A 26,138-nucleotide genomic window follows, 5' to 3' on the forward strand; every position below is an offset into this window, starting at 1 on the left:
CCTGGCCATCAGCGAGGGGGAGATGCTCGCCAATCTCGTGCGCCTCTTCAAGGCCCTTGGCGGCGGCTGGGCCCCCCTGACGGAGGGCGATCTCGCCCCCGGCTCCGGAGGCACCGACGCCCCCACACCTCTTGAGGCGAACCTCTCCGACGAGAGCCGGGCCTATCTGGAGGAGATCAAGAAGGACCTGAAAAAACCGAAGGACCTCTAGCAGCCTGTGTCACGTCCCCGCACGGAGGAGGCGCATCTTGTTCCGAGAGGGCAGTGTTTTCCGCACCGCCCTCGGAACGGGATGCGCCTCCTTCTGTTTTTCGCGGAACGTGACAGGGACATCACCATGGTTGAAGCAGGGACGAAGGGATGCACCTCCCGCCGTTTTCGCGAAACGTGGAAGGACGTGCTTGTCACGAGCCCTTCCTTCCGCGGAACTGCTCCTTCGATGCGATTCCGGAAACGCTTCGGAGTCGGAACATCGGCGTCGGCAAAAGAGTACACAATTGACCCTCCCGAAGAAGTGTGCTATGGTTCTCTAAAGAAGTACATGAGCAGGCGGGCGGCGACAGGATGCTGTGCGCCCTCCGTTTTTTTCCGATGGCCCGTTTCAACACCGCACTACGTTCCTCGTTCCGTGGAGAAAAAAGGGGGATCCATCGTGACGGGAAACGGTTTCGACCCCGAACCACCGTCCCGCGAAAACAACCAGGACACGCCCTTTCAGGGAGAAAACCAAGACCGCTCGCTCTCTTCCTCCTTGACGGAGCGCCTCTTCTTCCTTGAGGAGACGCCCCGTTTTCTTCTGGACTCCCGGGGACATTTCGTCCTGGCGAACAACGCCTTCGCCGCTCTGGGGGGCTTTCGCGCCAAGGACCTGACGGGCAGGCCCGTTTCGGTGCTCCTGGGCGCCACCGAGACAATGCACTGGCGACGGAACCTCCGGAAGCTGCTCGCCTTCCGGGACCCCCTCGCCTTCGAGTCGGAGATCTTCTGCGCGGACGGCCAGTGCCGCACCTTCCTCGTCTCTCTGAGCCTCCTGGAGGACCTTGTTTCGGAGCCCCTCGCCGCGGCGACGCTGACGGACATCACCGGCCGCGTTCTGGAGGAGGCCCGCCTCCGCCACAAAAACGCCCAGCTTGCAACCATCTACGCCATCTCGGAAAGCCTGCTGGAGCATCTGGATCCGGACGCCCTGCTCGACACGGCGTGCCGCCACCTGGGCGACCTGCTCAACACGGAACACGTCTCGGTCTGCGTCTGGGACCGGGAAACAAAGCGCAATGTGATCCGCGCCGCCTCGGGAATCCTGCGCCCCTTCGTCGGTCTGTCCTTCTCCGAACACGACGGCGCCGCAGGACAGGTCTTGCGCACGGGAGAACCCCTCTACGTCCGGGACTATCCCCATTCGCCCTATTTCGTCGATCTGCCGGGGACGAATCGCATCGCCTCGGCGCTGGTCTACCCCCTGGCGGACCAGGAGCGCATGCTGGGCGTGCTGTTTCTGGCCTTTCTCGACGTGCCGCGTTTCCTCGACGCGTACACCCTGCACGAGCTTTACCGCCTTCTCGGCACGGTCTCCCTGGCGATGCGCAATGCCCTGCTCCGGGAGGAACTGCAGGCTCGGGAGAGGACCTACCGCACCCTCTTCGACCTGGCCCCCCTGGGCATCGTGCGCGTCATCGCAAAGGACGGGCGCACCCTCGACGCCAACGACGAGGCGGCGCGCATCTTCGGCTACGAGAACCGGGAACATTTTCTCCGGGAGTTCGACACGCTCGCGAGCTACGCGAACCCCGAGAATCGTGCCTTTTACCTGAAGGAGCTGGAGGAAGGGCGGAACCGCAACATCGTCCTCGAACGGCGGAACCGTTTCGGCAAGCCCCTCTGGATCTCCCTGAGCGGGCGCGTGGACCGGGAGAGGGGCGAACTGGAGAGCTTCTTCACGGACGTGACGGCGGAGAAGACCCTGGAGCGGGCACTGCAGGAATCGCTGGCGGAGAAAGAGACACTTCTTCGGGAAATCCATCACCGGGTGAAGAACAACCTCGCCGTCGTGGGAAGCCTCATCTCCCTCCAGATGGGGAGCGTGACGGACTCCCAGGCCCTGGAGGCGCTCAACCAGACCCTCTCTCGGGTGCGGACCATGGGACTTCTCCACGAGCACCTCTATGGCCGGAAGAACCTCGGCGCCGTGGAGATGGGGGACTACCTGGACGAGCTGGTGCGGCTCATCCTCTCCATCGCCCAGACCCGTCCGCCCCGGGTCTCCGTCACCGCCGCTTCGGTGCGGCTTTCCCTGCACCGGGCCGTTCCCTGTGCTCTCATCGTCAACGAGCTGGTCACCAACGCTCTCAAGTACGCCTGGCCATCCCCGGAACCCGGGATCGCCCCGACGGCAGAGGACGGAGCGCCGGGGGCGGAACCGCGGCTAAAGATCCACCTCGCCGTGGAAAACGGATCGGTGCGGCTTTCCGTGGCGGACAACGGCGTAGGGCTCCCTCCCGGCATCGACACTGGCCGAATCCGCTCCGGCCTGGGGTTCACCCTGGTGCGGGGGCTCGCACGACAGCTCGACGGCACGGCAACCTTCACAAGTGACGGCGGCTTTTCCGCCACCGTGGTCTTTCCCGTGGAATCACCCCGCCGGGCTCAGTCGTCCGGATAGGCTCGGAAGACCGCGAGGATCTCCTCAAGGCTGGCGAAGAAGCAGTCCACCACCTGGGGATCGAAGTGCCGCTCCTCCTCTTGCCGCAGAAAAGCCAGGGTTTCCTCGAGCGACCAGGCCGACTTGTAGACCCGCCGGTGCGTGAGGGCGTCGAACACGTCCGCCACGCAGGTGATGCGGGCGAAAAGATCGATCTCCTCCCCCCGGCGCCCTTCGGGGTATCCCCTGCCGTCCCAGCGCTCGTGGTGCTGCAGCGCCACGTTCGCCGCCACCCGGAAAATTCTGCGGGGAGAACTGCCGAGCAGGCGGTTTCCGATGAGCGTGTGTGTTTTCACCAGGTCGAACTCCTCCGGCGTGAGCGGTCCCGGCTTGTTGAGCACCGCGTCGGGAATGCCGATCTTTCCCACGTCGTGGAGCGGCGACGCCACCCGCAGCAGGTCCGCCGCCTCGACCCCCAGTCCCATGCCGCGACCGAGCAGCCAGGCATACTCCCCCACGCGGCGCACGTGGTTCGCCGTGTCCGCCGAACGGGTCTCCACCACCTCCCCGAGGGTGAGCACAAGCTCCCGCTGCGTTGCATCCACTTCCTGGAGCGCCTTGTCCCGCGTGGCCGCCTCCAGCACCAGAAGGTTGTTCTTCCGGCGCAGTTCCCGGAGCAGGCGGTCCCGCTGGGCGAAACTCTGCTGCAGCGTTCCCGAAAGCTCGCGGAACGTGGCGGCCAGATCGCCGAACTCGTCGGCGGGCTCCACCACGGGAACCGGCTCGGGCAGAACCCTTTCCGCGGCCTCCCCCGCCGCTGCCTCCGCCTCGGCCTCCGAACGGAAATGTTTCACCGCCTCGGCAAGATGCCGCAGAGGAGTGAAGACGACCTGCTCCAGACTCAGGAAGAGCACTCCCAGAAGAACACAGACGAAGAAGACCGCCGCCGTCCCGTGGATCAGAAGATGGCGGCGCATGTCCTGCCGCAGCTCCTCCCGGGAGACGTAGACCTCCACCGCGCCGAGAGGCGCCGCTTCGCCGGGCACGGGTTCCACAACCCGCAGCAGATCTCCCTCACCGGAAAAAACGCCCTCGCCCGGAGGAGCGGCGAGAGGCAGCAGGCGTTCCCCCTGACGGACGAATCCGGCCACAACCCTCTCCGCTTCCGCCGCGTTCTCCCCGCCGGTCCTTCCGCCGTCTCCGGAGCCACCCCGGGAGCCGTCACCGAAAGAGCGGAGCGACACCGCCATTACCGGCACATCGCTCCGCTCCGCATAGACCCGGACCAACTCCTCCACGTCCCGCCCGGCGGAGCGCGCCAGCGGTTCCGCCAGCATGGAGGCCAGGAGACGGGCGCTCGCCTCCGCACGGGAACGCAGATCATCTGCCAGGCGTTCCCGCACCAGAACGTGCATCACCCCCAGCGAGGCGAACACCGCCAGAAAAACGGCCACGGCGAAAAGAGAGAACACCTTGACCGAAACACTCCCGGCGAAGGTCCGTTTCACCGCCTCGACATTCATGTTCCCGCACCAATCCTTTCCATCCTCTGCTTCTTTTCCGGTGAACCCCATTGCGGGACCTTTTTTTCGAGCGGTGCGGCACCCCCGAATGCCTTCACCCGGGCGTACCCCGGCAGAAGCAGGCGTTCCTTCCAGGAAACCGGCACACCACGACTTCCGCGCGAACCGCCTTCGCCCGGCAAAAACCACGCCATCAAACACACCCTTGTGCACGTCACCCGAAAAACTTTCGGAAATGGAGCCCCGGGCGGACGCCCAAAAGATCTGCACCTTAAGGAACCTCTGAAGAACGCCGAACCGACCTCGCGAAAACCCGATACGATCAAGATCAACAGAGCGGGAAACCCTTTTCATCAGAGCTCCCCTAAGACAAGAGACCCAAAGATCAATCGAACAGGGCTACCATACCCAGAATTACAGAGCCTTTCGAACTACAGAAAACAGGACTCTCTTCCGTTTTTTTCTGAAATAAGAACACACTCACAGAAGCACACTCTGTACATTGTGCGCGATATCGCAGTATACGTCAAGAAGATGTCGTCCCCTTGGCATAGAGCACCAGATCAATCAACATCTTTCTTATTTTCAACGAAACCTTTCCCGACCTGCTGTTCATCTTTCGGGGCCGGAGCCCACGCCGACACTCGGAGAAAAACGCCCCCGACAAAGGCGGAGCGCCCTCGCCCCGTCCCGATTGCATGGGCCCTGCCGCGCTGTCGTGTGAGCCGTGTGCACCACATCGTGCGAAAGGCGGAAACGGCTCACACCACGGCGTTTCCCCGCACAGAGCGAGCGACCACGGCACGGCAAAGTGCCGGGCAGCCGCGGGCGGTGCACAACGTCTTCATACAGAAAACGCGGCGTTTTTCCGGGTAACCCCGAAAAAACGCCGCGCTCGTCGTTCGTTCCGCGTTGCCTTGTACGCACTTCCGCCTCCGGGACCGGGATCCCGAAAACCGGAAGCACCCGCCCGGACCTTCTCCTGCTCCTTCTCCGGACGCACCGGAAAAAAGCCGTCGTCAGACGAAGATTTCCTTGGCGAGGAACACGAGGCAGAGCCCGATCATCAGGGGGCTCGCCTCCCCTGCCTTTCCCGTGGCGAGCTTGAGCACCACGAAGGAGATGATGCCGAACTCGATGCCGTGGGCGATGCTGTAGGAGAAGGGCATGACCAGCAGGGCCACGCAGGCGGGAACGAAATCCGTCCAGTCGTCGAAATCGAGTTCCCGCAGGCCCATCATCATGAAGATGCCCACCAGGATAAGCGCCGGTGCGGTCGCGCAGGCGGGGACGATGGAGACCAGGGGGGAGAAGAAGAGCGCCGCGAGGAAGAGAAGGGCCGTCACCAGAGCGGTGAGCCCCGTGCGCCCTCCCTGTTCCACGCCGGAGGCGCTCTCCACGTAGGAGGTCACGGTGGAGGTGCCGAGCACGGCTCCGGCGGTGGTCCCGATGGCATCCGCGAGAAGGGCCTGCTGCGCCCGGGGAAGCTGTCCCTTGGCGTCGAGCATGCCCGCCCGGTTCGTGACACCCACGAGGGTACCCACGGTGTCGAAGAAATCCACGAAAAAGAAGGAGAAGAGGACGATCCAGAAATTGGCGCTTCCCACCAGAGAGAAATCCATCTTGCCGAAGATGGGCGCGAGAGAGGGCGGCAGGGAGACGATTCCCTCCGGGGCCTTGCTCACGCCCAGCACCACCGAGAGGGCCGTGATGGCCAGAATGCCCAGCAGGATGGAGCCGCGCACCTTTCGCGCCTCAAGGGCCACCATGAGGAAGAACCCGAGAAAGGCAAGGAGCACCGGCGTGCTCTTGAGATCTCCCAGCCCCACGAGCACCGCGTCGTTCTTCACGATGATCCCCGCGCTCTGAAGGCCGATGAAGGCGATGAAGAGTCCGATCCCCGCGGAGATGCCGATCTTCAGGGACTTGGGAATGCCGTTGACGATGCTCTCCCGCAGGCGGGTCATGGTGAGAAGGATGAAGAGCACCCCTTCGAGGAAGATCGCCGCCAGCGCCACCTCCCAGGAGATGCCCATGCCGAGCACCACCCCGAAGGCGAAGAAGGCGTTAAGCCCCATTCCGGGGGCCAGGGCGATGGGATAGTTGGCGAGAAAGGCCATGCAGAGCGTGGCCAGGGCGCTGGCCAGACAGGTGGCCGTCATGAGCGGGCCGAAGGGCATGCCCGTGTTGGAGAGGATGCTCGGATTCACGAAGATGATATAGGCCATGGTCATGAAGGTGGTGATGCCCGCGAGAATTTCCGTCTTGCCGTCACTCCCCGCCTCACGGACGGAGAAACGGCGTTCGAGCCAGGACAGCATGGTATTCCTCCCTCAAAAAAGAAAATGTCTTCAGAAGATGGTTGCAGCGAAGCCAGGCGGTGTCGGCGCTTCCGCGCCGCCCGCTTCGCGTTCCAGCCGCGCTCGTCTTCTCCGTTCTTCCTCTCCCCGGACGCTCCTCACGCTCCTTCCACGAAAAGGGACTGCGCCCCGCCCCTCGACAAATCCACGTATCCCGTGTCGGCGAGCTTCAGCTCGGGAATCACGGAGAGGCAGAGAAAGCTCATGGCCATGAAGGGGTGATCGAGGGGCGTCCCGAGCCGGGCCGCCGCGGTTTCCACGGCGTCGAGCCCCGCAACGACCTCCTCCGCCGTTCCGGCGTGCATGAGCCCCCCCACGGAAAGCGGCAGCGACGCCAGCACCTCGTCCCCCCGCACGGCAACCAGGCCGCCCCCCGCGGCGGCGAGCGCCACCAGGGCGCGCCGGACGGAACGCGCATCCATGCCCGCGGCGACGAAGTTGTGTGCGTCGTGGGCCACGGACGACCCCAGCGCCCCCTCGCGGAGCCCGAGCCCCTGGACGAACCCGAGGGCAAGACGCCCCGTTCCCCGGTTCTTCTCCAGCACGGCGAGGAGCGCCAGATCCCGCCCCGCCTCCGGCACCGCCCGTCCGTCCCGGACCGACGGCTCCACGATGCGATGCTCCGTCACCACCTGCCCGGGGCGGAGGCCGATCACCCGGAGCCGTGCACCCTTCGGCACGGCCGGGGAGAAGTCCTCTTCCGGCGGCAGGGCGACCCGGAGGGGGACAGGTGCGGGAGGCGTCGCCCGGGGCACGGCAAGGGCGACGAGGCGCCCTTCCGCCGCCACGAGGCGCCCGTGTTTCCACACCCGCCGGACCCGGCAGGATTCGAGATCGTCCACCGCCACCAGGTCCGCCACATATCCCGGCGCCACCGCGCCCCGGTCCCGGTGCCCGAAATACGAGGCGGGAGAGAGGGTCACCATGCGCAGCGCCGCCAGGGGAGAGATGCCGTGCCGCACGGCGAGGCGGATCTTCTCGTCCATGTGCCCCCGGTCACGCAGATACCGTGCCGTCAGGTCGTCGCTCACCAGCATGCACCGGCTCGACCGGGCCTCGTCCGCCGCCACGAGGGGAGCCAGCTCCTCCAGGTTGTGTTCCGTCGCCCCCTCGCGGATCATGAGCCACATGCCCCGGCGCAGTTTTTCCAGCCCCTCCGCGGCGGTGACGCTCTCGTGGTCCGAGTCGCAGCCGCTCGCGCAGTAGGCGCAAAGCTCCCCACCGGAAAGCCCCGGGGCGTGGCCGGACTTCACCCGGGACCCCGCGGCGAAGAGCTTGCTCCACAGCTCCGGATCCCCCGACGTCACCGCGGGATAGTTCATCACCTCTCCCAGGGAGTCGCACCACCCCCGGGCGAAACAGGTCGCCAGAGCCGCCGCGTCCAGGGTCTCGAAGGCCGTCTCGAAGGGCGACGCGGGCACGCAGGACGGAGCCGCGTAGAAAAGCTCCACCGGACAGCCCAACCCCTCGCGCCACATGTACTCCACCCCGGCGAGGCCGCAGGTGTTGGCGATCTCGTGGGGGTCCGCCGCCACCACCGCCGTGCCCCGCACCGCCGCCAGCTCCGAAAAGGCCGCAGGGGTGAGGAGCGTGCTCTCGATGTGGCAGTGCCCGTCGAAAAACCCCGGCACCAGCACCAACCCCGAGAGATCCTCCTCCACCGCACCCCGGTATCCCTTTCCGATGCCCGCGATGCGCCCCTTCCAGAGCGCCACCTCCGCCTCTTCGTACTCCAGGGTGAAGACGTTCGCGATCCGGGCCCCCCGAAGCACGAGGTCCGCGGGATGCTCCCCCCGCGCCACCGCCAAAAGCGTCGCCATCGTCATCGCGCTTCCCTCCCGAAAGATCGACTGCCCCGCACGCCCCGCCGCGGAGCCCCCTCAAGGGGCTCCGGGCCGGACGGGCCGAAACACACAAGGGCGCCCCAGGACGCCGCGCATCACGGAAAGTATAGCACCCTGCGACGGACGGAGACAGCGAAAGCACCGGTGTCACGACGCCCGGCACAGGACCTTCCGCCCCTGGAGACGGACCCGGACGCACATGCGCCGCCCAGAGGCCGGAGCGCAGGGCCGCAAAAGCGCGATCCCCGCAGGCGCGTTTTCGCCGCCTGCGGGGATCACATCAGTCCGCGTTGCTCACACAGGGAGCGCGGGTCCCGGAGAGGTCACGCCCCCGCGGGAACCGTGCCGGTCCGCGTTGCTTCCGCAAAGAGCGCCGGTCCCGGAGATGTCACGCCTTCGCGGGAACCGCGCCGGTCCGCGTTGCTTCCTCTTGTTTGCCCTGGAGCCTTTGCGCCGGGGCCGCGAAGGACGCGCTTCTCACCTACGGTGCAGCAAGAGCAGCGGCGCCGCGAGCAGGAGCGCCGCTGCGCCCACGCCCGCACCCTCCGAAGCGGCGCCGCGGAGGCGAGAGAAGAGTTCGCGTCCGTGCCCGTGCCCGTGCCCGTGCCCACACCAATCCCCTCGCCGTCTTCTTCCGCTTCCGCAACGGTATGCGTCGCGGTGCTTCCGCCGCTGTCGCCTATCGTTCGTCAAAACGGTAGAATGACTTCCGTGGACACCATGAACGCATCCTCGACGTGTCCTTGGCGGGCCCTCGACGCATGGAACCGAAAAATGCCACGCCGATCTCGGAAAAACGCGATGCAATGGAAATCGAGAGAGGGCAATTCCTGCTTGATCAGAGTTCCCGTCTCTTCGACGCATCCTCGGAAAATGCGCTCGTTTTCTCCCGAAATCCACAGAGCCGCGCCCGAACCGGTCCATCGGGCCATGTCGTCAAACGCTCCCGCAACAAAAAAACTGACCGTTGCACCCGCGCCGCTCCAGCTCCACGAGCCCTTTACGGAGGTGCTTTCATGATCCGAAAACGTCTCGCCGGTACCAGCGTCCTTTTCGGAATGGCCGGCGCTCTCTTGAGGCATCTGGGTGTCTTTCTGAGGCGTTTGGGCGTTCTTCTCAGGTACCTGGGCATCTTCATCGAAGGGACGGGACGGTTCGCGGGAGAACTCTTCTACGCCATCCTCGCCATGGCGTTTCTTCTTCTTTTTTTCTGGGTTTCCCTGAAGATCCTCCTGCACATGTAAGGCGCACGCGGTTTTTCCGTCCCGATCCTCCGTCAGCGGATCCGGACAGACCGCACCCGCACCCCCCGAATCCGCTCCGCGGAGGCGTCTTTCTCCGACGGGAGGTCCTCCTGGCCGTTCCGGGGCAATGCGCCTCCGCCGTCCGGCTCCTCCGAAGCACCCTGCGCCCTTCCGGCATGTGCGGGCTCCGGCTCGGGTTCCGGCCCGCCGACGCCCGCCGCACCGCCCGCGCCGGCTTCCCCGCGGGGCGCCGGAAGAAACTCGAAGATCGGGTCCCGGTCGTCGAGAAGGGCAAAGAGCGTGTCCACCACCTCCGGGTCGAACTCGGTCCCCCGAGCCTTTTCGAAAAAGTCCCGGATCTCCTTCAGCGACCAGGCGTCCTTGTAGGTGCGCTCGCTGGAGAGGGCATCGAACACGTCCGCCACGGCGAGAATCTTGCCCGCGAGGGAAAGCTCCTCCCCGGCAAGTCCCCGGGGATAGCCCCGGCCGTTCATCTTCTCGTGGTGCTCCTCCAGCGCCCGGAAGACCACCGGCGAGAAGGGCACCGCGGCGAGGATCTCCCTCCCGCGCACAGGGTGGGTCTTCACGAGGTCGTACTCCTCGGGGGTGAGCCTGCCCACCTTCCGGAGCACCGCGTCGGGAACGGCGATCTTGCCCACGTCATGCAGCAGGGCGCCCACGGCGAGCCCCTGCAAATCCAGGTGCGAGAAGCCCAGCTTCTCCCCGAGGCGGCAGGTCAGCGCCGCCACCCGCTCGGAGTGGCCCCCCGTGAGATGATCCTTCGCGTCGATGGCGTTCGCGATGGCCCGGGTCACACCGTCGAGCAGGCGCAGGCGCTCTTCCTCGGCGACCCGGGTGAGGATGTGCAGCCGGGAGAGCATCGCGGTGGGGAGAAAAAGAGCACATCCGAGGAGGGGCCACACGGGGGAGAGCCAGACGCCGAAAAGACGGGCGCGCAGGGCGGAAACGGCGAGCAGGAGGACAAGCCCTCCCGCCGCTGCGGCGTTTCGTTTCCAGCCCGCCGCAAAGAGCCCCGTCGCAAGAAAGAAGAGCGCGGCGACGAGAAAGAAAAGCGCCCCCAGGGGCGCGGGGTCGCCGTGCAGCGCCTTTCCGGAGGATTCCGACGCGGCGGAAAGGAACACGTCCATGCCCAGGGCCAGAAAGACCGATCCGGCCAGGTGCTCCACCCGCCCCCGCCGCGAGACGGGAAGGATGTCCCGGGCCAGAATTCCCGCCGCTTCGACGCCCACCACCACGAGTCTGTCCCGGAAGGCGTCCTCCGGCACACGCCCTTCGAGCACCCGGGAGAACTCGAAAACCGGAAAAAGCCGCTCGTCCGTCTCGGGAACGAAGAAGAGCCCCTCCGAATCCACGGCCACCCGCCGCGCACCCACGGACACCGTTCTGTCCGCCTCGCCCCAGGCGATGGGCTCTCCGGTGTGCGTCGCCACGGCGGCGAGGAACAGGGAGGGAAAGGCCCGCCCGCCGTGGCGCCACAGGGGGACCAGCGTGCGGTACACACCGTCGATGTCCGGCGCGACGCCCGCCACGCCGAGAGCCGCCGCGGACCGGGCCAGCTCCCTGTAGGGAAGAAGCAGCGTCGCCCCGCCCTCTCCGGCATCCTCCGCGAGGTGGGTGGCGAAGACGCACCGCCCGTGGGCCTGTGCCGCCCGGGCGAGCAGCGCGTCCGCCTCGGCGTCGCTCGTTTCGGGAAAGAGAATGTCGTAGACGATGGTCCGCGCACCCAGCGCGGAAAGGCGCTCGATGAGCCCGGCGTGAATCCGGCGGCTCCAGGGCCATTGCCCCAGCGCCGCCAGAGACGTCTCCCGGGCCAGAACGAGGACGATCTCCCGCGAGGGAGCCGGCGAAGACGTCCACAGATACCGGAGATCGAGAAACGAGCGGTCCGTTTTCTGCACGAAGAGAGGAGGATGCGTGAAAAACAGCGCCGCAGCACACACCGCCAGGGCGGCAAGAAGCGCCCCCCGCCGCCGCAGCGCCGCCCAAACCCGCCCTTCCGCCGTCCGCGCCGCCTCAGGAATCGCCTTCGGAAGCACGACGCCACCGGAAGGGCGCTTTCGCCGCAACCGCCTCCTCCGTTCCGAGATCGAGAAGGATGCCCCGGATGGCGGCGGTCTTCGTGATGATGGTCACGTTGCCGGGCACCCGAAAGTCGTAGGAGTTCTTTTCGATGAGGTCCGCCATGTCGTCGGCGATCACGAGAGCGCCGTCCTCGGCGAGGCCCACGCCCTTGACGGCGAGAACCGCCTCGTCGGCCCGGGCGGGAAGGGAAAACCCCAGAAAAGTGCGGGCGACGCCGCAAAGCACCCCCGCTCCCGCCTCAGAAAGCGGCCCGTCCCGGCGCGGCACCCCCCGGAGCGATGTCTCCGTCTCCTCCTTCGCCACGTAGGCGGCTATCCCCTTTTCAAGAAAGGCGGTCCTGTCGATGAACTCCGGACCGTACACCCTTCGGCCTCCTTCGCTCCGGACCCGCACCACCAGAGAGGGGCGAAAGGCGAGGGAGCGGGCGTCGATGACCAGCTCGCGAAACCCCTTTCCTTCGTAGGTCGGAAGGGATCTCCGCTTCACTTCAGGAATCTGGGACACCGCGGCCCTGCGCAGGGAGCCCATCCGGACGCCTCCGTACACGGTGTAGATGCCGTCGCGCCAGTCCGAATCGTAGATTTCCACGTGGGCGATCACGCCCTCCACGGAACTTCTGACCACGTCCTTTGTCATGAAGTTCTCCAGCGTGGTGGTCGCCTCGATCCGGACCCCCTTGACGAACTCCAGAAGGTTCCGCTGCAGATCCGTGACCGCTGCCCTTCGGGCCAAGAGCTTTCCCTGGGGAGTGTCGCCGGAAAGGGGCGACACCCCCTGTCCGATCGCGCAGACCCGGTCCTCGTTCCAGACCACGCCGACGGCGCCGAAGAACGCCCTCTCGCCGCCGGAGGACATGGAAGGCACAGGCGAGGCGGAGGAAGAGGAAACGGGGGAAGCGGCAGAGGCGGGGGCGTCAAGGCCGCCGGTCGTTCCGGGGAGATCCCCCGAGAGATCTCCGGACTGTGCCGCCGCACTCTCCGCCGCAGAGGCGAAACATGCCCACAAGGGGAAAAGGCCCGCGACGGAAAAGCCCCCCCGAGGCGCACCTGTTCCGGTCCCTGCCCCGCCGAGGCCGACACCGCCGAGGAGCAACACCAGGACCGCCGCGAGCCCTCCCAGGCGCATCACGGCACCGCGACCACAAACACCACGTCCACCCGGAACTCCCGGGCTCACCCCTCTCAGCCCCGGAGCCCGCACCCCTGCGGCACGTTCTCCGGCGGCGCACCTCCCCGGGACGGATCGGACCGAATCGCCCCTTGCAAAGGCTTTCCACACGATCCCCACCTCCTCACAGTTCCCCACGCTTCCTTTATGAAACCTCTGAGGAACGCCGAATCGACCTCACGAAAACACGATGCAATCAAGAGCAACAGAGCGGGAAACCCTTTTCATCAGAGATTCCCTGAAATAAGGCTGCGTCAGCCCCGCGGGGCGCCTCGCAGAGCCCGATGCGACCCGAGTCAAGGAAAGCGAGAGGTCTTTCTTCAGAGGTTCCTTAAGAAGGAGCGTACCCTGCCGCCGCCCGTTCTGGTTCCGGAGGGCGTGCGCCGGGGTGAGATTGCTCCCACCCACATGTCCCACCACCGCCCGTTCTGGCTCCGGGGCCTTTGTCCGCCTCCGGGGGGCGTGCGGTGCCGCTCCAGAAAGCACATGCAGGACCGCGCACCGACCTCCACCGCCATGCCGCTTTCCTTCGGCGTGCGGTGTCACTCCCTGATGCACCTCCATGCGCCGGAAAAAACACCCCGCCCATTCGGAGAAAAGCCTCGGCACTCTCGGCCCAACCTGATCTCACACATCAAAGTACACATCGAAACACGCGTTCATATCCGCTCCGGGAATCCCGATAAGCCGGAGTTTCGGACAGCGGCACCTCCCGTTCTCTCCGCCCGCCATGCCACTTTGAGATCCGAAAGAAACCCCGTCACAAAAAAGCGCGGGAAAGAGAAGCCTCGCGTCGCTGCGCCACAGCGCCGTGGCAAGAAAAGAACACGACTTCATCATACCCCAGGGGAGCCGGTGGAACAACTCGCACGCGCCAGGGTGACACGTACCGGAGAAAACCGAGCGGGAACAGCGCCGTTCCGCTGCGACGAACGGGGCGTCTCTTCCCCGTTTCGTGTCCCACAGATGAGGGGAGGAGAGTCCTCTCGCGACACCTCGATGCACAGACGCATCGTCCGTCAAAACCTCTCTTGACATCATCACATCAAGGCACAGAGAGAAGAACGAACTCCTCCGAAGAGGCCTAGAAATAGTCAGGATTAAGCAAACTCTTCTTCCCCTTTTTCGCACGAAATTTTCCTCGACCACGCCCACATTTCAACCGACACCCCCACTGTGGGCACAACAGGGTTCGCGGAGCGACGCGAAAGAAGACGCCGGGCACGTTACGTCTCCGTTCGCGCTCCCGCCCATCCGCACACCGGCATCAAAGCGATGTGTGCGGATGAAAAAGAGAACGCCGCGTGTATTCCGGCACATTGCGCCGCACAAGAGCATCCGGAAATGGCCGGAGATGCTCGCGGGCGACGAAGTGCTCGCCACGGCGATTCTGGACCGGCTTCTCCATCACTGCCGTGTGGTCCACGTGAATGGGAGCAGTTGCAGACTCTGGGAGATGGAACACCGCAACCCGGACTGCCGGGAAGGGGGGATGACGAAACCGGGGAATCCCGACAGATTCAGGAATCGGTTTCTGCTCAGACATGATGGCATGGCGGGCAATGTGCTGAAAAATGGATGTCCCCTTCGTGCGGGAATCCGGGTGTCCCTTGACATCCCGAAAGCGTGGCGCAACGGAATGTACCGTTCGGGACATTCTGAAATCAAAAGCATAGTGCTCTTAAGAAATTCCGCAAAAAGGCGCTTCCCTTCCCACAGAAAAGAAAGGATTATACGCGTGTCCGACGATACGCTGGAAAAATCAGGGGGGAAAGGGCATGGGCATGCACCAGATCTACGTCTATTCCGGAACGGGAAACACGCTCCGGTGCGCGGACCGCATCGCCGAGGCTCTGGGCGGCGGAACGGAACTGATAAACATGGCGGGATGCCTGGGCAAGGCCACTGTCGGCGAGGGGGAGACCGTGGGCATCGCCTATCCGGTGCACGCCTTCGGCGCGCCGCTGGTGGTTCATCGTTTTCTCGAAACCTTCTCCGTCTCGCGGGAGAGCTGGGTCTACCTGTTCCTGACGAGCGGAGGCATGCCCCTCGGCACGGCAGTGCAGGGAGTCCGTCTTCTTGCAAAGCGGGGCGTCCGGGTGCGGGGAGCATTCCACCAGCGAATGCCCGGGAACTATCCTCCCGTGTCCAATCCTCCCTCGGGAGCGAAGCTGGAAAAGATCGTCGCCGAGGCGGAGCAGGGGCTTGCGGCCATCTGTGACGCGGTGCGCTCCCGGCGGGAGACGCCCCCTTCGGGGGGGCTTTTCGCGTGGCTTTCCACCTTCGCGAACACGCACGCCATGGCCCAGGTGGGACCGAAAGACCGGCGCTACCGCGCCACCGACGCCTGCACCGCCTGCGGCGTCTGCGCGACGGTCTGCCCCGTGGGGGACATCGCCCTCGACGAACGGGGGCGCCCCCGCTGGCTCGGGGCCTGTACGGGGTGCATGGCCTGTTTTCACTGGTGCCCCGTCAAAGCCATCGAGTACAGCGCCACCTCGGCCTCGAAAAACCGCTACCACCACCCCGCGATCTCCCGGGAGCGCTATCTCGCCTGGAGTGCGGCGCACCGGAACGCATAGCCCGGACACGACAGAGGAGGCGCTCCAGTCAAAACTCCGCGTGCGGGCATCCCCACAGCACGCGGGCCGGATCCCTGAGTATCCGGCCCGCTTCATCTCCACCCGACCGGGCATTGCGGCAAAATGCCGCGTCGCCTCAGTCTCCGTTCCGGTTTAGAACGTCTGCACTTTGTAGGTCTTCTTCAGCTCCGCGAGCTTGTCTTCGTAGACCTTGCGCTGCCGTTCCCCGGCAATGATCTGCCGGATCTGCTCCTTCACCTCATCGAGAGGTTTCTGGGTCGAATCCTTGCGCTCCGTGAGCCTGATGATGTGCCAGCCGAACTGGGACTGCACGGGATCGCTCATGTCGCCGTCCTTCTTCAGGGCGAAGGCGGCGTTCTCGAACTCGGGCACCATCTGGCCCTTGCCGAAGAAGCCCAGGTCGCCGCTCGCCTCCTTGGAGGGGCAGCTGGAGTACTCCACTGCGGCGGCCTCGAAGGTGATCTTGCCGTCCTTGATCTCTTTGACGATCTCCTTCGCCTTGTCCTCGCTGGCGACGAGAATGTGGCTCGCCCGGATGCTCTCGGGAACCACGAACTCCGCCTTGTGCTCGTCGTAGTACTTCTTGATCTCCTCGTCGGAGATCTTGATCTCGTCCAGTGCCTTCTGCAGGGCGAAGTGGCTCATCATTTCGCGCCGGATCTTCTCCAGCTCGGACTTGAACTCGTCACCCTGGTCGACCTTGAGTTCCTTGCCGTAGAGGTAGAAGAGGTTTCGGTTGATGAGCTGCTCCACCACCTTGCCGCGGCCCAGAGGACTGTTGAAGAACGCCGCCCGCTGGGGATCCAGGGAGGCGATGACCTCCTCCACGTCCTTCACCTTGATCTCCACGTCGCCCACCTTGGCGAGAACCCGCTCGGGATCGGTCATGGTCTGATCGGAGACGGAACCCTCGGGAGCCACGTCAGGAGACGCCGTGGTCTCCGCGGCGAATCCTCCGGACGCCAGGAGCAGCAGAGCGCAGACGAGCACGAATGAAACCCGGAAAAACCTTCCTGCCTTTGACATGTACGAATTCCTCCCACCGATATGTGTTGGAGACGCCTTGTTTCCGAAGCCGTCCCATGATACCCGAGCTGTTGCGGCACGACATCGGATATCCTACCGAATCCGGGGGAAAATTACCACTGAAGGTTCGACGGCTTGTTCGACAGACTTCCGAAACCAATTCGTCGTGATTTCGAGGTATAATGATTGTTTGCCGGATTCCGGCACGCGGCGCGACCGCCGTGACATTTCGCACTTCCCTACGAAGAGAAGAAAGGCAGGAACTCCCATGGATTCGACATTTCCCCGGGCGGAAGGCATCCGCAATGTAGCCATCGTGGCCCACATCGACCACGGCAAGACCACCCTCATCGACGGCATCTTCCGCGCCGCCCACGTCTTTCGGGACAACGCCCGCCTTCCTGAGCGCCTCATGGATTCGGGCGACCTGGAACGGGAACGGGGTATCACCATCCGCTCCAAACACTGCACTGTGGAATGGCAGAACTACCGGATCAACATCGTGGACACGCCGGGACACGCGGATTTCTCCGGCGAGGTGGAGCGGGTCCTCTCCATGGTGGATTCGGTGCTCCTTCTGGTCGACGCCTGCGAAGGCCCCATGCCCCAGACCCGCTACGTGCTCATGCGGGCGCTCGCCCTCGGTTACCGCCCCCTGGTCATCGTGAACAAGGTGGACCGCCCCAACGCCTCCCCCGACGACGCCCTCAGCCGCACCTTCGACCTCTTTCTCGAACTGGGCGCCACGGACGAGCAGGCGGATTTCCCCGTGCTCTACGGATCGGGGCTGCACGGCTGGATGGTGCGCGACCTCGACAAGGATCCCCGGAACGGCATGGACCGCCTCTTCGAGGCCATCGTGGAGCACGTGCCCGCCCCCCGGGCGGACCTGTCGGCGCCGTTTCTGATGCAGGTGAGCACCCTCGAATGGAGCGACTACATCGGCCGCATCGGCTGCGGCAAAATCCTCCAGGGATCCATCCGGAAGGGAGCGGATTTCCTGCGCACCGCCGTGCACTGGAAGGACCCGAAGCGCACCGCCTGGGAAAAGGTGAGCACCTCGCCGGAGCGCTGTGTCCACCTCTGGGGAACCCGGGGGCTGGAGCGGGTGCCTCTGGAAGAAGTGAGCGCCGGGGACATCGTCTGGATCGCCGGACCGGAGGAGATCGGCATCGGCGACACCTTCGCCGCGACGGAGACGCCCGAGGCGTGCCTCCCCCCTCTGGAGATCGAGGAACCCACGGTGTCCATGTTCTTCCTCGTCAACTCCGGCCCCTTCTCCGGGCAGGAGGGAAAGGCGGTGACGCTGCGCCAGGTCCGGGAGCGCCTGGAACGGGAGCAGAAGACGAACGTTGCCCTTCGGGTGGAGGATTTGGGCCGCGCCGACGGGCTCAAGGTGTCGGGACGGGGCGAACTGCACCTGGGCATCCTCATCGAGGAGATGCGCCGGGAGGGGCTCGAACTCTGCGTCTCCCGCCCGGAGGTGATCACCCGCACCGACGAGGAGGGAAATCTCCTGGAGCCCATGGAACAGCTCGTGGTGGACGTTCCCGAGGAGTATCAGGGCGTCGTCATCGAAAAACTCGCCCGCCGCAAGGGCGAACTCACCAGCGTGGCCATTCTCGGAACGGGGACGCTCCGCCTGGAGTTCACCATCCCCACCCGGGGACTCATCGGCTACCGCAACGAATTTCTCACCGACACCCGGGGGCTGGGGATCATGTCCTCCCGGGTCATCGGCTACGACCTGTGGCGCGGCGACGTGACCGGGCGCACCCGGGGTTCCCTGGTGAGCATGGACACGGGAGAGGCCACGTCGTACCAGCTCGAAAACCTTCAGCCCCGGGGTGTGCTCTTCGTCGAGCCGGGAGACCGGATCTACGAGGGAATGGTGGTGGGCGAACACAGCCGCGGCAACGATCTTCCCTGCAACCCCACCAAGAGGAAGGCCGCGACGAACATCCGCTCCGCCACGAAGGAAACCACGGTGGTGCTCAACGTGCCGCGGAAGATGAGCCTCGACGCGGCGCTGGAGTGGATCGCCGATGACGAACTCGTGGAGATCACCCCCCGCTCCATCCGGATCCGCAAGGCCGTCCTCGACGCGGAGACCCGCAAGAAGATCGAGCGCAAGCGGCAGCAGGAAGAGGGGCGCACCGCCTGAGGAAGACCCTTCCGAAGGCAGAAGCGCGCCGAAGGAACACACCGCCGACAAAAGCCGTGCGAACCCTCCGGACCGTTCGCAGAAAAAGCTGTAACGGAAGGTGCTGCGGAGAGGGGCGTCCCGAGGAAAGCGCCTCGGCGGACCCTGCCGAAGAATCCGGCACGGTTCGCTCCGTGCGTCGCGGAGAACAAAAATCGAGTGCTCAGTGAGCAGTGACCGGAGGGGCGGACAGACTGGCCACGGATCACCGACCACTGACCACGGAGGTGAAGACAGTGACCCTATATCCCCGACACCGCAAGAGAAATCAGAAATCCTCCTCCTGCGCGCCCCCTGCCGCTCGAGGGCTCAGTGCTCAGCGACGCGGAAGGAACGGCATCCCAGGAGAAATCCCATGACGCTCTTTCCGGCTGCGCCAGAAACGCCCTCCGTCGCTCCGGCGGCGGTGCTGCTCGCGGGAGGGTTTTCCTCCCGTATGGCGTGTTGCAAGCTGCTTCTGGAACTGGGGGGAACTTCCGCCCTGGCCCAGGCCGTGACGCGGCTCCGTGCGGCGGGGGTGGAAAACGTGGTGGTCGTCACGGGACACTGGCGGCAGGAAGTCGAGGCCGAGGCGGCCCGCCTCGGTGCCCGCACCGTGCACAACGACCGCTACGAGGAGGGCATGTTCTCCTCCGTGCAGGCCGGTGTTGCGGCCCTTCCGGAGGAGACCGAGGCGTTCTTCCTCCTCCCCGGCGACGTTCCTCTGGTGAAGCCCGCCACCTACCGGGCGCTCCTCGCGGCCTTCGCCGACGCCGGGCGCCGGGCGGGAATGCCCTTGGAGTCCTTTCCCCTCGTGGTCCATCCGTTTTTCGCGGGCGCGCGGGGGCACCCCCCTCTTCTGGCGGGCCCGCTGCGGCAGGCCATCCTCGCCCGCACGGAGGGAACGCTCCGGGACGTGCTCGACGGGGCGGACGCAAAGGACTGCCCTGTTCCCGACGCAAGCGTCCTCCTCGACATGGACACCCCCGAGGACTACCGGCGCCTCGCCGCCTACGCCCTTCGGGAATCCGCCCCCACGGACGAGGAATGCGAGGCCCTCTGGAACGCCGCGAACACGCCCGAGCGGGTGCGCACCCACTGCCGCACCGTCGCGGCGGTGGCGACGCGACTCGGCGAGGTTCTCGCCGCCGCGGGAGTGCCCCTCGACCTTCCCCTGCTTCGGTCGGCGGCGCTGCTCCACGACGTGCGACGCCTTGAAAAGCACCACGCCGAGGCGGGCGCGGCTTTTCTGGGCGCGCACGGCTACAATGCCGTCGCGGCTCTCACGGCGGTACATATGGAACTGCCCGCCTCCCTGCCCCCCGCCCTGGACGAGGCGAACCTCCTCTATCTCGCGGACAAACTCGTGGACGACCACCGCGTGGTCTCCTTAAAAACGCGCATCGCCGGTCTGGAGACGAAATACCAGGGCGACCCGAAGGCGCTGCGGCGTGGCCGAAAGCGGCTCGAACGCGCCGCCTCCGTGACGCACCTTTTGGAGGCGGCGCTCGGAAAAAGTCCCGAGGAACTTCTGGCCCCGCTCGGAACGCCCGAGAACGCGCCGAAAGCGCCTGAAAACGCCGAAAAGCACACCGGAAGCGCCTGAAGGCCCCCGAAAACGCGCCGAAAGCACGCGCAAAGCGCCTCTGGGGAGAGGAACGTCCTCCCGCGAGAAGGCCCACGCCGCGATCCGGCGGGCCGCTCCTTCCCCTGGGAGAATTCCGAAGAGGAACTTCCCGGACATCCCCGCCTCGGATCCCGGAGGAGGAAGGCCGGGAGACGAGGCGGAAGGAAGCGGCGGAAGACAGCGCGGCGGAACGGATTTTTCGCTCTTCTTCGCCACGCCCTTCGTTTTTTCCGTGGGTTCGATCACACTTTGTTCCGCACGAGCCCCGAGAGCGCGTGACGGAAACGCTTTGACACCGCGGCAGAAGGCTGCGTGAGCCCCGCAGAACGCCTCGCAGAGCCTGATGCGACCCGAATCAAGGGAAAGCCAAAGGGGACCTCTGAAAAATGCTACGCCGATCTCGGAACAACGCGATGCGATCCGGGATTGAGAAAGAGTGATTCCTACTTGATCAGGACTTCCAAAGATCTTGAGGAACCTCTGGAAAATGCCGCGCCGATCTCGGAACAACGCGATGGGACCTGCGCTCCAGAGAGGGTGATTCCTACTCGATCAGGACTGCCTTTATGCAGCGCTTCCTTTTTGCAGAAACGCGCACACGCTTTGCGACCATCCCGGAGGATCTCCTCCGCCATCACGACCCAGGAGGCGATGCAACCATGACCATCCGAACGACGGCAAGGCGCGATCGGGCGCCACTCTTTCCGGAAACAGCACGAACGTTCCGGCTTCGGGTCTTCCTCGGACTTGTGCTCCTCCAGGGGCTCCTCGGACTTTGCGGCACACTTCCGGCCCTGGCGCAAACACCTGCGCCGACGGAGGAGGCCCGTCCGGAGAACTCCTCCGTACCGGGCGCGCCGGAAAACGCCCTCCGCATCGTGGACGACGCGGGGCGGACCTGCCTTCTGGCCGCTCCGGCAACGCGCATCGTCTCCCTCTACGCGGGGCACAGCGAAAATCTCGTCGCCCTGGGTGCGGCGAAACGTCTCGTGGCAGTCTCCCGGGCGGACGATCCGGCCCTCTTTCCGGAGCTTCCCCGCCTTCCCGCCAAGATCGACGCGGAGCGCCTCCTCGCCCTGGCGCCCGACCTGGTGCTGCTGCGTCCTCTCGTGGAGAGCCTCTCTCCCGGAGCGATCGCAACGCTGGAGCGGGCGGGCGTGACGGTGGTCTCTCTGGCGCCTCCCGAGTGGGAGAGCATGCCCACCTATCTGGAGCGCCTCGGCCTGCTCCTGGGCGTTCCGGAAGGAGGCGAAGCGTGGCAAAAGGCCCTCGCCGAACTCGATCTCGTCTCGACGGAGGCGGCCCGGCGCCGGGGAGCGGCGCCGCCCGTGCGGGTCTTTCTGGAGAGCACGGGCCGGGAGCTGCATACCTGCGCGCCCCGCTCCTGGGCGGCCCACCTTCTGGCCGTGGCAGGAGGGGAGAACGTCGCCGCGGACCTCGCTCCCCTGCGGGAGGGAAGTGCGCTCGCCGCCTGCGGCGTCGAGCGCCTGCTGGACTACACCACCAGGGGGCTCGACGTCTATCTGGTGCAGCGAGGCCCCATGAACGACACCACGGAAGAGGAGGTGCGCGCCCGTCCCTGGGCATCGGGACTCGGCGACGCCAGGATCGCCACGATCCCCGAAGAACTGGTGAGCCGCCCCTCCCTGCTCCGGGTCGTTCCGGGGGCAAGAGCGCTTCTCGACCTCTTCTATCCCGAGTGATCCTTCCGAGCAAGGGGGGATCCCCAGGGATCCCTACCTATCCGAAAGGATCCGCGTGCGGCCTTTTCAAGCGTTTTCAAACCACGAAGCGCTTCCACAAGGGCACGCGCACACAAGGGCTTTCAGAGCAAGGACTCGCACAAAAGCGTTCGCGCAAGAGAACGAGCCGACGCCGTCAATCCGGCGCCGGCTCGTTTCGTGCTCTGTTCCCGAAATCCCGAAGGGCACTGCCTCCCGCGTGCGACGCGTCTAGCGCGGGCGCTCCGCGTCCCGGTAGTCCTCCCGCACGGGGGCGAAGAAATCCATGACGAGGCACGGGCGGAGCGCTTTTCCCATGTGGGGCGCATTGGAGGGAATATACGCGCTCTCGCCGGGATGCAGTACCCGGACATCGCCCTCCACATCCAGCTCCAGCGCCCCCTCCAGCACGTAGGTGAACTGCTCGTGGGGGTGGGAATGAAGCTTCAGGATGGACCCCTCCTCGATACGCCACAGAGAATGGGTGGCCTTCTCCCCGTGGACCATGCGGGCATGGAACCCCTTGGCGACTTCTCTCTCGGGCAACTCGTCCCACGAAATAAACGACATCGTCTTTTCCTCCTCACTCCGAACGTCTCGCTCCGTTCCGGCGAAGACCGGTGCACGCCCTCCACCGAGCGGAGTCGGAAACGGCAAGGCCCCTTTCCTCCCGAGGCGTGGCGCCTGCAACGAAGAGCGGCCTCCGTTCCACCATCACCGTCGTCACGCTCTGTTTCCGCTTCTGGAATCTCTGAATAAGGCGACGTCAGCCCCGCAGAGCGCTTCGCAGAGCCTGATGCGTCCTCCGAGTCAAGGGAAAGCGAAAGGTCTTTGTCCAGGCGTCCTTCTGTTGTCGCTCCCGCTTCCGCCGCCGCTCTCCGTCCGTGTCTCCAACGCTGTTCCAGGCGCCCGGCTCGCCGTCACCAGTCCGGTTCCCTTGCATTCCGACGGACTCCGCCCTACAATGCGCAGGAACGCTTGTCTCACCATACCCCCGACCCTTTCAGAGGATGAACGACATGACACTGACCTTCGAACCGATCTCTCTGGAACGCCAAACGGCCTACCGAGCTCTCTTCGGACGATGTCCCGTTCGGCCGGCCCTGGAATGTTTCGTCTCCCTCTGGGGATGGACGGACACCTATGCCATGGAATGGGCCTGGGACGATTTTCTCGTCTGGCCCCGCCAGACCGGCCCGGTGCCGCTCCGCTTCGCCCCCGTGGGAGAATGGAACCGGGTGGACTGGAAAGCGCTGCTCCAGCGGGAATTTCCGGAGCCGACGGAGTTCTTCGCCGTTCCGGAGGAATTGGCGGACCTCTGGGCGAAGGCGCTGCCGGACCGGGTGGTCCGGACGGAACAGCGGGGACAGTGGGAATATCTCCACCGCGTGTCCGACCTGGTGGAACTCCCCGGAAACGCCTACAGAACACGCCGGCAGAAATACAACCAGTTCCTGCGCCTCCACGAGGGACGCTTCCGCTACCGTCCTCTGACCCGGCAGGAGATCCCCGCGGTCATGGCCTTTCAGGAACGCTGGATGGAGCGGTTCGGCGACACCTCCCCGGGGGATCTCGGGGCGGAACACAAGGCCGTTCTCCGAATTCTCGACGCCTGGGAGAAGCTCGACGGACTGCTCGGAGGCGTCCTCGACGTGGACGGCGTCATCGCGGCCTACACCGTCGCGGGCGTTCTGGATGCGACGACGGTGGCCATCCATTTCGAAAAGGCCTGCCCCGACGTACCCGGGGCCTACCAGGCCATCAACCGCATGTTTCTCGCCGCCGAGGGAACACCCTTCGTTCTGGCGAATCGCGAGGAGGATCTGGACGATCCGGGCATCCGCCAGGCGAAGCTTTCCTACCGCCCCGTGGCGTTTCTCCGCAAGGAGACGGTCCTGCTCCGCTGACGGATCCCGCTCCGATCCCGGCGGCATTCGTCACCCCGCACGCTTCCGCGAAAGCCTTCCGGGCACGCACAGCCCTTCGTCCTCGCCCATGCACGGGCCCCCGCAGAGCTGGAAATGATAGAAACCCACCTGCTCGCAGGTCCTTCGTCCTCGCCCGTGCACGGGCCCCGCAGAGGGGCGATTCCTTGCCTCCGGGCTTTTCTCTCCCCCCTCCCGCACCTCTTCTTCCACCTCTTCGCGCGCAGAGGAGGCGGCGCGCCTTCTCTCCGTCCTTCTCCGGCGAAGCTCCTCGGACCCGCTCCCCTGCCCTCGAAGCCGACGCATCCGGAGGAGTGCGAGCGATACCGTCTGCTCCTCAGCAGAAAGAGCCCTTTCTCCGCACGGCCGCTGCGGCGGCCACCCCCTCCGCAAGGGCCGCCACCTCGGCGTGGCGGAAACAGGACACCAGGTGATCGTTCACCATGCCCACGGCCTGCATGTGGGCATAGCAGATGGTGGGCCCCACGAAGGAGAACCCCCGGGCCTTGAGATCCCTGCTGAAGCGCTCCGCCAGGGGCGTGACGGCGGGAATATCCTCGTTGCGCTCCCACCTGTTCGTGATCGGGATTCCCTCGACAAAGCGCCACATGTAGGCCGCGAAGGAGCCGAACTCCTCCTGCACGGCGCAGAAGGCCCGTGCGTTGGCCAGGGCGCCCCGCACCTTGCTGCGATTCCGCACGATGCCCGCATCGGGATCGGCGAGGATCTCCTCCACCCGCCCCTCGTTCCAACGGGCCACCTCCTGCGGGTCGAACCCCGCAAAGATCCTCCGGTACCCCTCCCGCTTGCGCAGAATGGTGATCCAGGAAAGCCCCGCCTGGGCGCCCTCAAGGAGAAGAAACTCGAAGAGGAGGCGGTCCTCCGTGACGGGAACACCCCACTCGCAGTCGTGATAGGCCCGGTAGAGCGGATCGTTCCCCGCCCAGGGGCAGCGCACGTGCTCCGGCGCCACGACGTCCTCCCTCACCGGATGTAGGCCACCGTCCCCTCCTTGCGGGCGGGGGCGGCGAGGGGCACGCTCGGGTCGGGGTATCCGAAGCTCACCGCGTAGTGCGGTGTGTACCCCGAAGGCAGCCCCAGGGGAGCGAGCTCCTCCTTCTTCGCGAAGAGGTGACGGATGAGACCGTTCCAGCAGCTCCCCACACCCACGGCCTCGGCGGCGAGAAGCATGTTCTGGATGGCGGCGGCGCAATCCACCAGGGGCGACATGGCGTCATCCTTGCCGGACACCACGATCACCGTGGGAGCGTTGTAGAAGAGATGGTACCCTTCCCGGGCGGCCATCTTCCGGACCCACTCCAGGGGGCTTTGCGCCATGAGGGCGATGGTCTTTCGGCTCAGTTCGTCGAGGAGTTCCTTCTTCTGGATCACCGTGAAATGCCAGGACTGATCGTTGTGCGCGCTCGGGGCGAAAGCCCCCGCCTCAAGAATGGCCTGAAGCTCCACCTCCTTGATCTGCCCGGGCAGATATTTGCGCACGCTCCGCCTGTTCCGTATCGTTTCGAGCACTACGTTCACGAAAAACCCCTCCTCCATCCGGCGTACACATTTCACTTTGCCTTCCAGCGCATCATACTTCGACCGTTCCGATGGTGTGAAACGCCATTTCGCGGATCATGAACGGGATCCCGCTCCTTAAGAACATCCGAACCGGTTTCACCGGGGAAACAAAGAAGAATCCGCTCCTGTTCCTGCGGAGAACACTCTCTCCTGCACGACGCTCTCTTCGGACTCCCGGAGGAAGAATGTGAACCGTCTCGGGCACATTTCCCTCCTCGGGGGACGCCGCTCCGGCGCCTCCGAAAATTCTACGGCTCCCGGCAGATTCCTCGGCCCAGGCCGAACGCCCCGAACGGAAACGTTTCTCCTCTCTACCGGGGAGGCGCCGAGACACCGGCAACGTAGACGTTTCTGCACCGCGTCTCCGGAACGAAGAACGCACAGACGAACCCCGCCGCCACCGCGAGAAAGCAGACCCAGAAACTCCGCTGATAGGCGATCTCCAGGGGCGCACCAGCACTGAAGCGGTCCAGGAGCGCCCCGATGGCGGGAGAAAGAAGGGCCATGCTCAGAAATCCCCACACGTTGAGCACCGACACGGCCATGCCGGCGAAGCGGGGGGCGTTGATCTCCTTCACCACCGCAAAGGAAATC

Annotated in this window: 16 protein-coding genes and 3 pseudogenes; 9 read left to right on the forward strand and 10 right to left on the reverse strand. The window is 65.3% G+C overall.

Translation table 11 applies throughout. The features are described from left to right. A pseudogene (locus Q1K49_RS01130) lies at nucleotides 1-211 on the forward strand (hypothetical protein); the annotation flags it as partial. Between the two features lie 441 nt (nucleotides 212-652). Continuing rightward, nucleotides 653-2,659: a histidine kinase dimerization/phosphoacceptor domain -containing protein gene (locus Q1K49_RS01135; protein ID WP_300521826.1), complete on the forward strand. Its 2,007-nt coding sequence runs from the start codon at nucleotides 653-655 to the stop codon at nucleotides 2,657-2,659. Here the strand turns inward: Q1K49_RS01135 and Q1K49_RS01140 are convergent. The 3 genes from Q1K49_RS01140 to Q1K49_RS01150 all read right to left on the reverse strand — a co-directional run bounded on the left by Q1K49_RS01140 (nucleotide 2,644) and on the right by Q1K49_RS01150 (nucleotide 8,347). Beyond that, a complete protein-coding gene (locus Q1K49_RS01140) occupies nucleotides 2,644-4,161 on the reverse strand; it encodes an HD domain-containing phosphohydrolase (RefSeq protein WP_300521828.1) in 1,518 nt (505 codons plus the stop codon). The two genes, Q1K49_RS01135 and Q1K49_RS01140, sit on opposite strands and share 16 nt — an antisense overlap. Nucleotides 4,162-5,180: 1,019 nt before the next feature. Beyond that, on the reverse strand, nucleotides 5,181-6,482 hold the full coding sequence (locus Q1K49_RS01145; protein ID WP_300521830.1) for an NCS2 family permease: 1,302 nt from the start codon (nucleotides 6,480-6,482) through the stop codon (nucleotides 5,181-5,183). A gap of 137 nt (nucleotides 6,483-6,619) precedes the next feature. After that, complete coding sequence (locus Q1K49_RS01150) at nucleotides 6,620-8,347, reverse strand: adenine deaminase C-terminal domain-containing protein (protein WP_300521833.1); 1,728 nt, start codon at nucleotides 8,345-8,347, stop codon at nucleotides 6,620-6,622. A gap of 1,034 nt (nucleotides 8,348-9,381) precedes the next feature. Here Q1K49_RS01150 and Q1K49_RS01155 point away from each other — a divergent pair. After that, a complete protein-coding gene (locus Q1K49_RS01155; RefSeq protein WP_300521835.1) occupies nucleotides 9,382-9,609 on the forward strand; it encodes a hypothetical protein in 228 nt (75 codons plus the stop codon). A 32-nt stretch (nucleotides 9,610-9,641) separates the two neighbouring features. On the opposite strand, the gene Q1K49_RS01160 is transcribed toward Q1K49_RS01155, so the two are convergent. Both Q1K49_RS01160 and Q1K49_RS01165 read right to left on the reverse strand, forming a co-directional pair. Then, nucleotides 9,642-11,696, reverse strand: a complete 2,055-nt coding sequence (locus tag Q1K49_RS01160) for an HD domain-containing phosphohydrolase (protein ID WP_300521837.1) — start codon at nucleotides 11,694-11,696, stop codon at nucleotides 9,642-9,644. Beyond that, entirely contained in the window at nucleotides 11,644-12,990 is a 1,347-nt protein-coding gene (locus tag Q1K49_RS01165; protein ID WP_300521839.1) for a hypothetical protein, read from the reverse strand. The genes Q1K49_RS01160 and Q1K49_RS01165 overlap by 53 nt, the downstream gene beginning before the upstream one ends. Nucleotides 12,991-14,164: 1,174 nt before the next feature. Here Q1K49_RS01165 and Q1K49_RS01170 point away from each other — a divergent pair. Next, nucleotides 14,165-14,335 (forward strand): annotated as a pseudogene (locus Q1K49_RS01170) (ATP-binding protein); the annotation flags it as partial. Between the two features lie 322 nt (nucleotides 14,336-14,657). Further along, nucleotides 14,658-15,461, forward strand: a complete 804-nt coding sequence (locus tag Q1K49_RS01175) for an EFR1 family ferrodoxin (RefSeq protein ID WP_300521841.1) — start codon at nucleotides 14,658-14,660, stop codon at nucleotides 15,459-15,461. Nucleotides 15,462-15,614: 153 nt separating this feature from the next. Here Q1K49_RS01175 and Q1K49_RS01180 read toward each other — a convergent pair whose 3' ends face one another. Beyond that, the gene (locus tag Q1K49_RS01180) at nucleotides 15,615-16,508 is read right to left on the reverse strand and encodes a peptidyl-prolyl cis-trans isomerase (RefSeq protein WP_300521842.1); all 894 of its coding nucleotides are present in this window, start codon (nucleotides 16,506-16,508) and stop codon (nucleotides 15,615-15,617) included. 268 nt (nucleotides 16,509-16,776) lie between these two features. Between Q1K49_RS01180 and typA the strand changes: the two genes are divergently transcribed. The 3 genes from typA (at nucleotide 16,777) to Q1K49_RS01195 (ending at nucleotide 22,020) form a co-directional block, all read left to right on the forward strand. Continuing rightward, on the forward strand, nucleotides 16,777-18,672 hold the full coding sequence (gene typA, locus Q1K49_RS01185; RefSeq protein WP_300521844.1) for a translational GTPase TypA: 1,896 nt from the start codon (nucleotides 16,777-16,779) through the stop codon (nucleotides 18,670-18,672). Between the two features lie 394 nt (nucleotides 18,673-19,066). After that, nucleotides 19,067-20,296 (forward strand): DVU_1551 family NTP transferase, encoded by a 1,230-nt coding sequence (locus tag Q1K49_RS01190; RefSeq protein ID WP_300521848.1) that lies wholly within the window; start codon nucleotides 19,067-19,069, stop codon nucleotides 20,294-20,296. A 680-nt stretch (nucleotides 20,297-20,976) separates the two neighbouring features. Continuing rightward, nucleotides 20,977-22,020: an ABC transporter substrate-binding protein gene (locus tag Q1K49_RS01195; protein ID WP_300521851.1), complete on the forward strand. Its 1,044-nt coding sequence runs from the start codon at nucleotides 20,977-20,979 to the stop codon at nucleotides 22,018-22,020. Nucleotides 22,021-22,269: 249 nt separating this feature from the next. On the opposite strand, the gene Q1K49_RS01200 is transcribed toward Q1K49_RS01195, so the two are convergent. Beyond that, complete coding sequence (locus Q1K49_RS01200) at nucleotides 22,270-22,608, reverse strand: cupin domain-containing protein (protein WP_300521854.1); 339 nt, start codon at nucleotides 22,606-22,608, stop codon at nucleotides 22,270-22,272. Nucleotides 22,609-23,057: 449 nt separating this feature from the next. On the opposite strand from Q1K49_RS01200, the gene Q1K49_RS01205 reads away from it, so the two are divergent. Then, nucleotides 23,058-23,945 (forward strand): phosphatidylglycerol lysyltransferase domain-containing protein, encoded by an 888-nt coding sequence (locus Q1K49_RS01205; RefSeq protein ID WP_300521855.1) that lies wholly within the window; start codon nucleotides 23,058-23,060, stop codon nucleotides 23,943-23,945. A 355-nt stretch (nucleotides 23,946-24,300) separates the two neighbouring features. On the opposite strand, the gene Q1K49_RS01210 is transcribed toward Q1K49_RS01205, so the two are convergent. The 3 genes and pseudogenes from Q1K49_RS01210 to Q1K49_RS01220 all read right to left on the reverse strand — a co-directional run. Beyond that, nucleotides 24,301-24,936, reverse strand: a complete 636-nt coding sequence (locus tag Q1K49_RS01210; RefSeq protein WP_300521857.1) for a DNA-3-methyladenine glycosylase I — start codon at nucleotides 24,934-24,936, stop codon at nucleotides 24,301-24,303. 11 nt (nucleotides 24,937-24,947) lie between these two features. After that, nucleotides 24,948-25,502: a nitroreductase family protein gene (locus Q1K49_RS01215; RefSeq protein WP_300521859.1), complete on the reverse strand. Its 555-nt coding sequence runs from the start codon at nucleotides 25,500-25,502 to the stop codon at nucleotides 24,948-24,950. Nucleotides 25,503-25,855: 353 nt separating this feature from the next. Continuing rightward, a pseudogene (locus Q1K49_RS01220) lies at nucleotides 25,856-26,138 on the reverse strand (hypothetical protein); the annotation flags it as partial.

This window comes from Aminiphilus sp., assembly GCF_029975095.1.
Taxonomy (GTDB): domain Bacteria; phylum Synergistota; class Synergistia; order Synergistales; family Aminiphilaceae; genus Aminiphilus.

Bases quoted from the DNA above. Each gene is read 5' to 3' on its own strand.
- Q1K49_RS01140 (WP_300521828.1), bottom strand. From the start codon at position 4,161: ATGAATGTCGAGGCGGTGAAACGGACCTTCGCCGGGAGTGTTTCGGTC.
- Q1K49_RS01145 (WP_300521830.1), bottom strand. From the start codon at position 6,482: ATGCTGTCCTGGCTCGAACGCCGTTTCTCCGTCCGTGAGGCGGGGAGT.
- Q1K49_RS01150 (WP_300521833.1), bottom strand. From the start codon at position 8,347: ATGACGATGGCGACGCTTTTGGCGGTGGCGCGGGGGGAGCATCCCGCG.
- Q1K49_RS01155 (WP_300521835.1), top strand. From the start codon at position 9,382: ATGATCCGAAAACGTCTCGCCGGTACCAGCGTCCTTTTCGGAATGGCC.
- Q1K49_RS01175 (WP_300521841.1), top strand. From the start codon at position 14,658: ATGGGCATGCACCAGATCTACGTCTATTCCGGAACGGGAAACACGCTC.
- Q1K49_RS01180 (WP_300521842.1), bottom strand. From the start codon at position 16,508: ATGTCAAAGGCAGGAAGGTTTTTCCGGGTTTCATTCGTGCTCGTCTGC.
- typA (WP_300521844.1), top strand. From the start codon at position 16,777: ATGGATTCGACATTTCCCCGGGCGGAAGGCATCCGCAATGTAGCCATC.
- Q1K49_RS01190 (WP_300521848.1), top strand. From the start codon at position 19,067: ATGACGCTCTTTCCGGCTGCGCCAGAAACGCCCTCCGTCGCTCCGGCG.
- Q1K49_RS01195 (WP_300521851.1), top strand. From the start codon at position 20,977: ATGACCATCCGAACGACGGCAAGGCGCGATCGGGCGCCACTCTTTCCG.
- Q1K49_RS01200 (WP_300521854.1), bottom strand. From the start codon at position 22,608: ATGTCGTTTATTTCGTGGGACGAGTTGCCCGAGAGAGAAGTCGCCAAG.
- Q1K49_RS01205 (WP_300521855.1), top strand. From the start codon at position 23,058: ATGACACTGACCTTCGAACCGATCTCTCTGGAACGCCAAACGGCCTAC.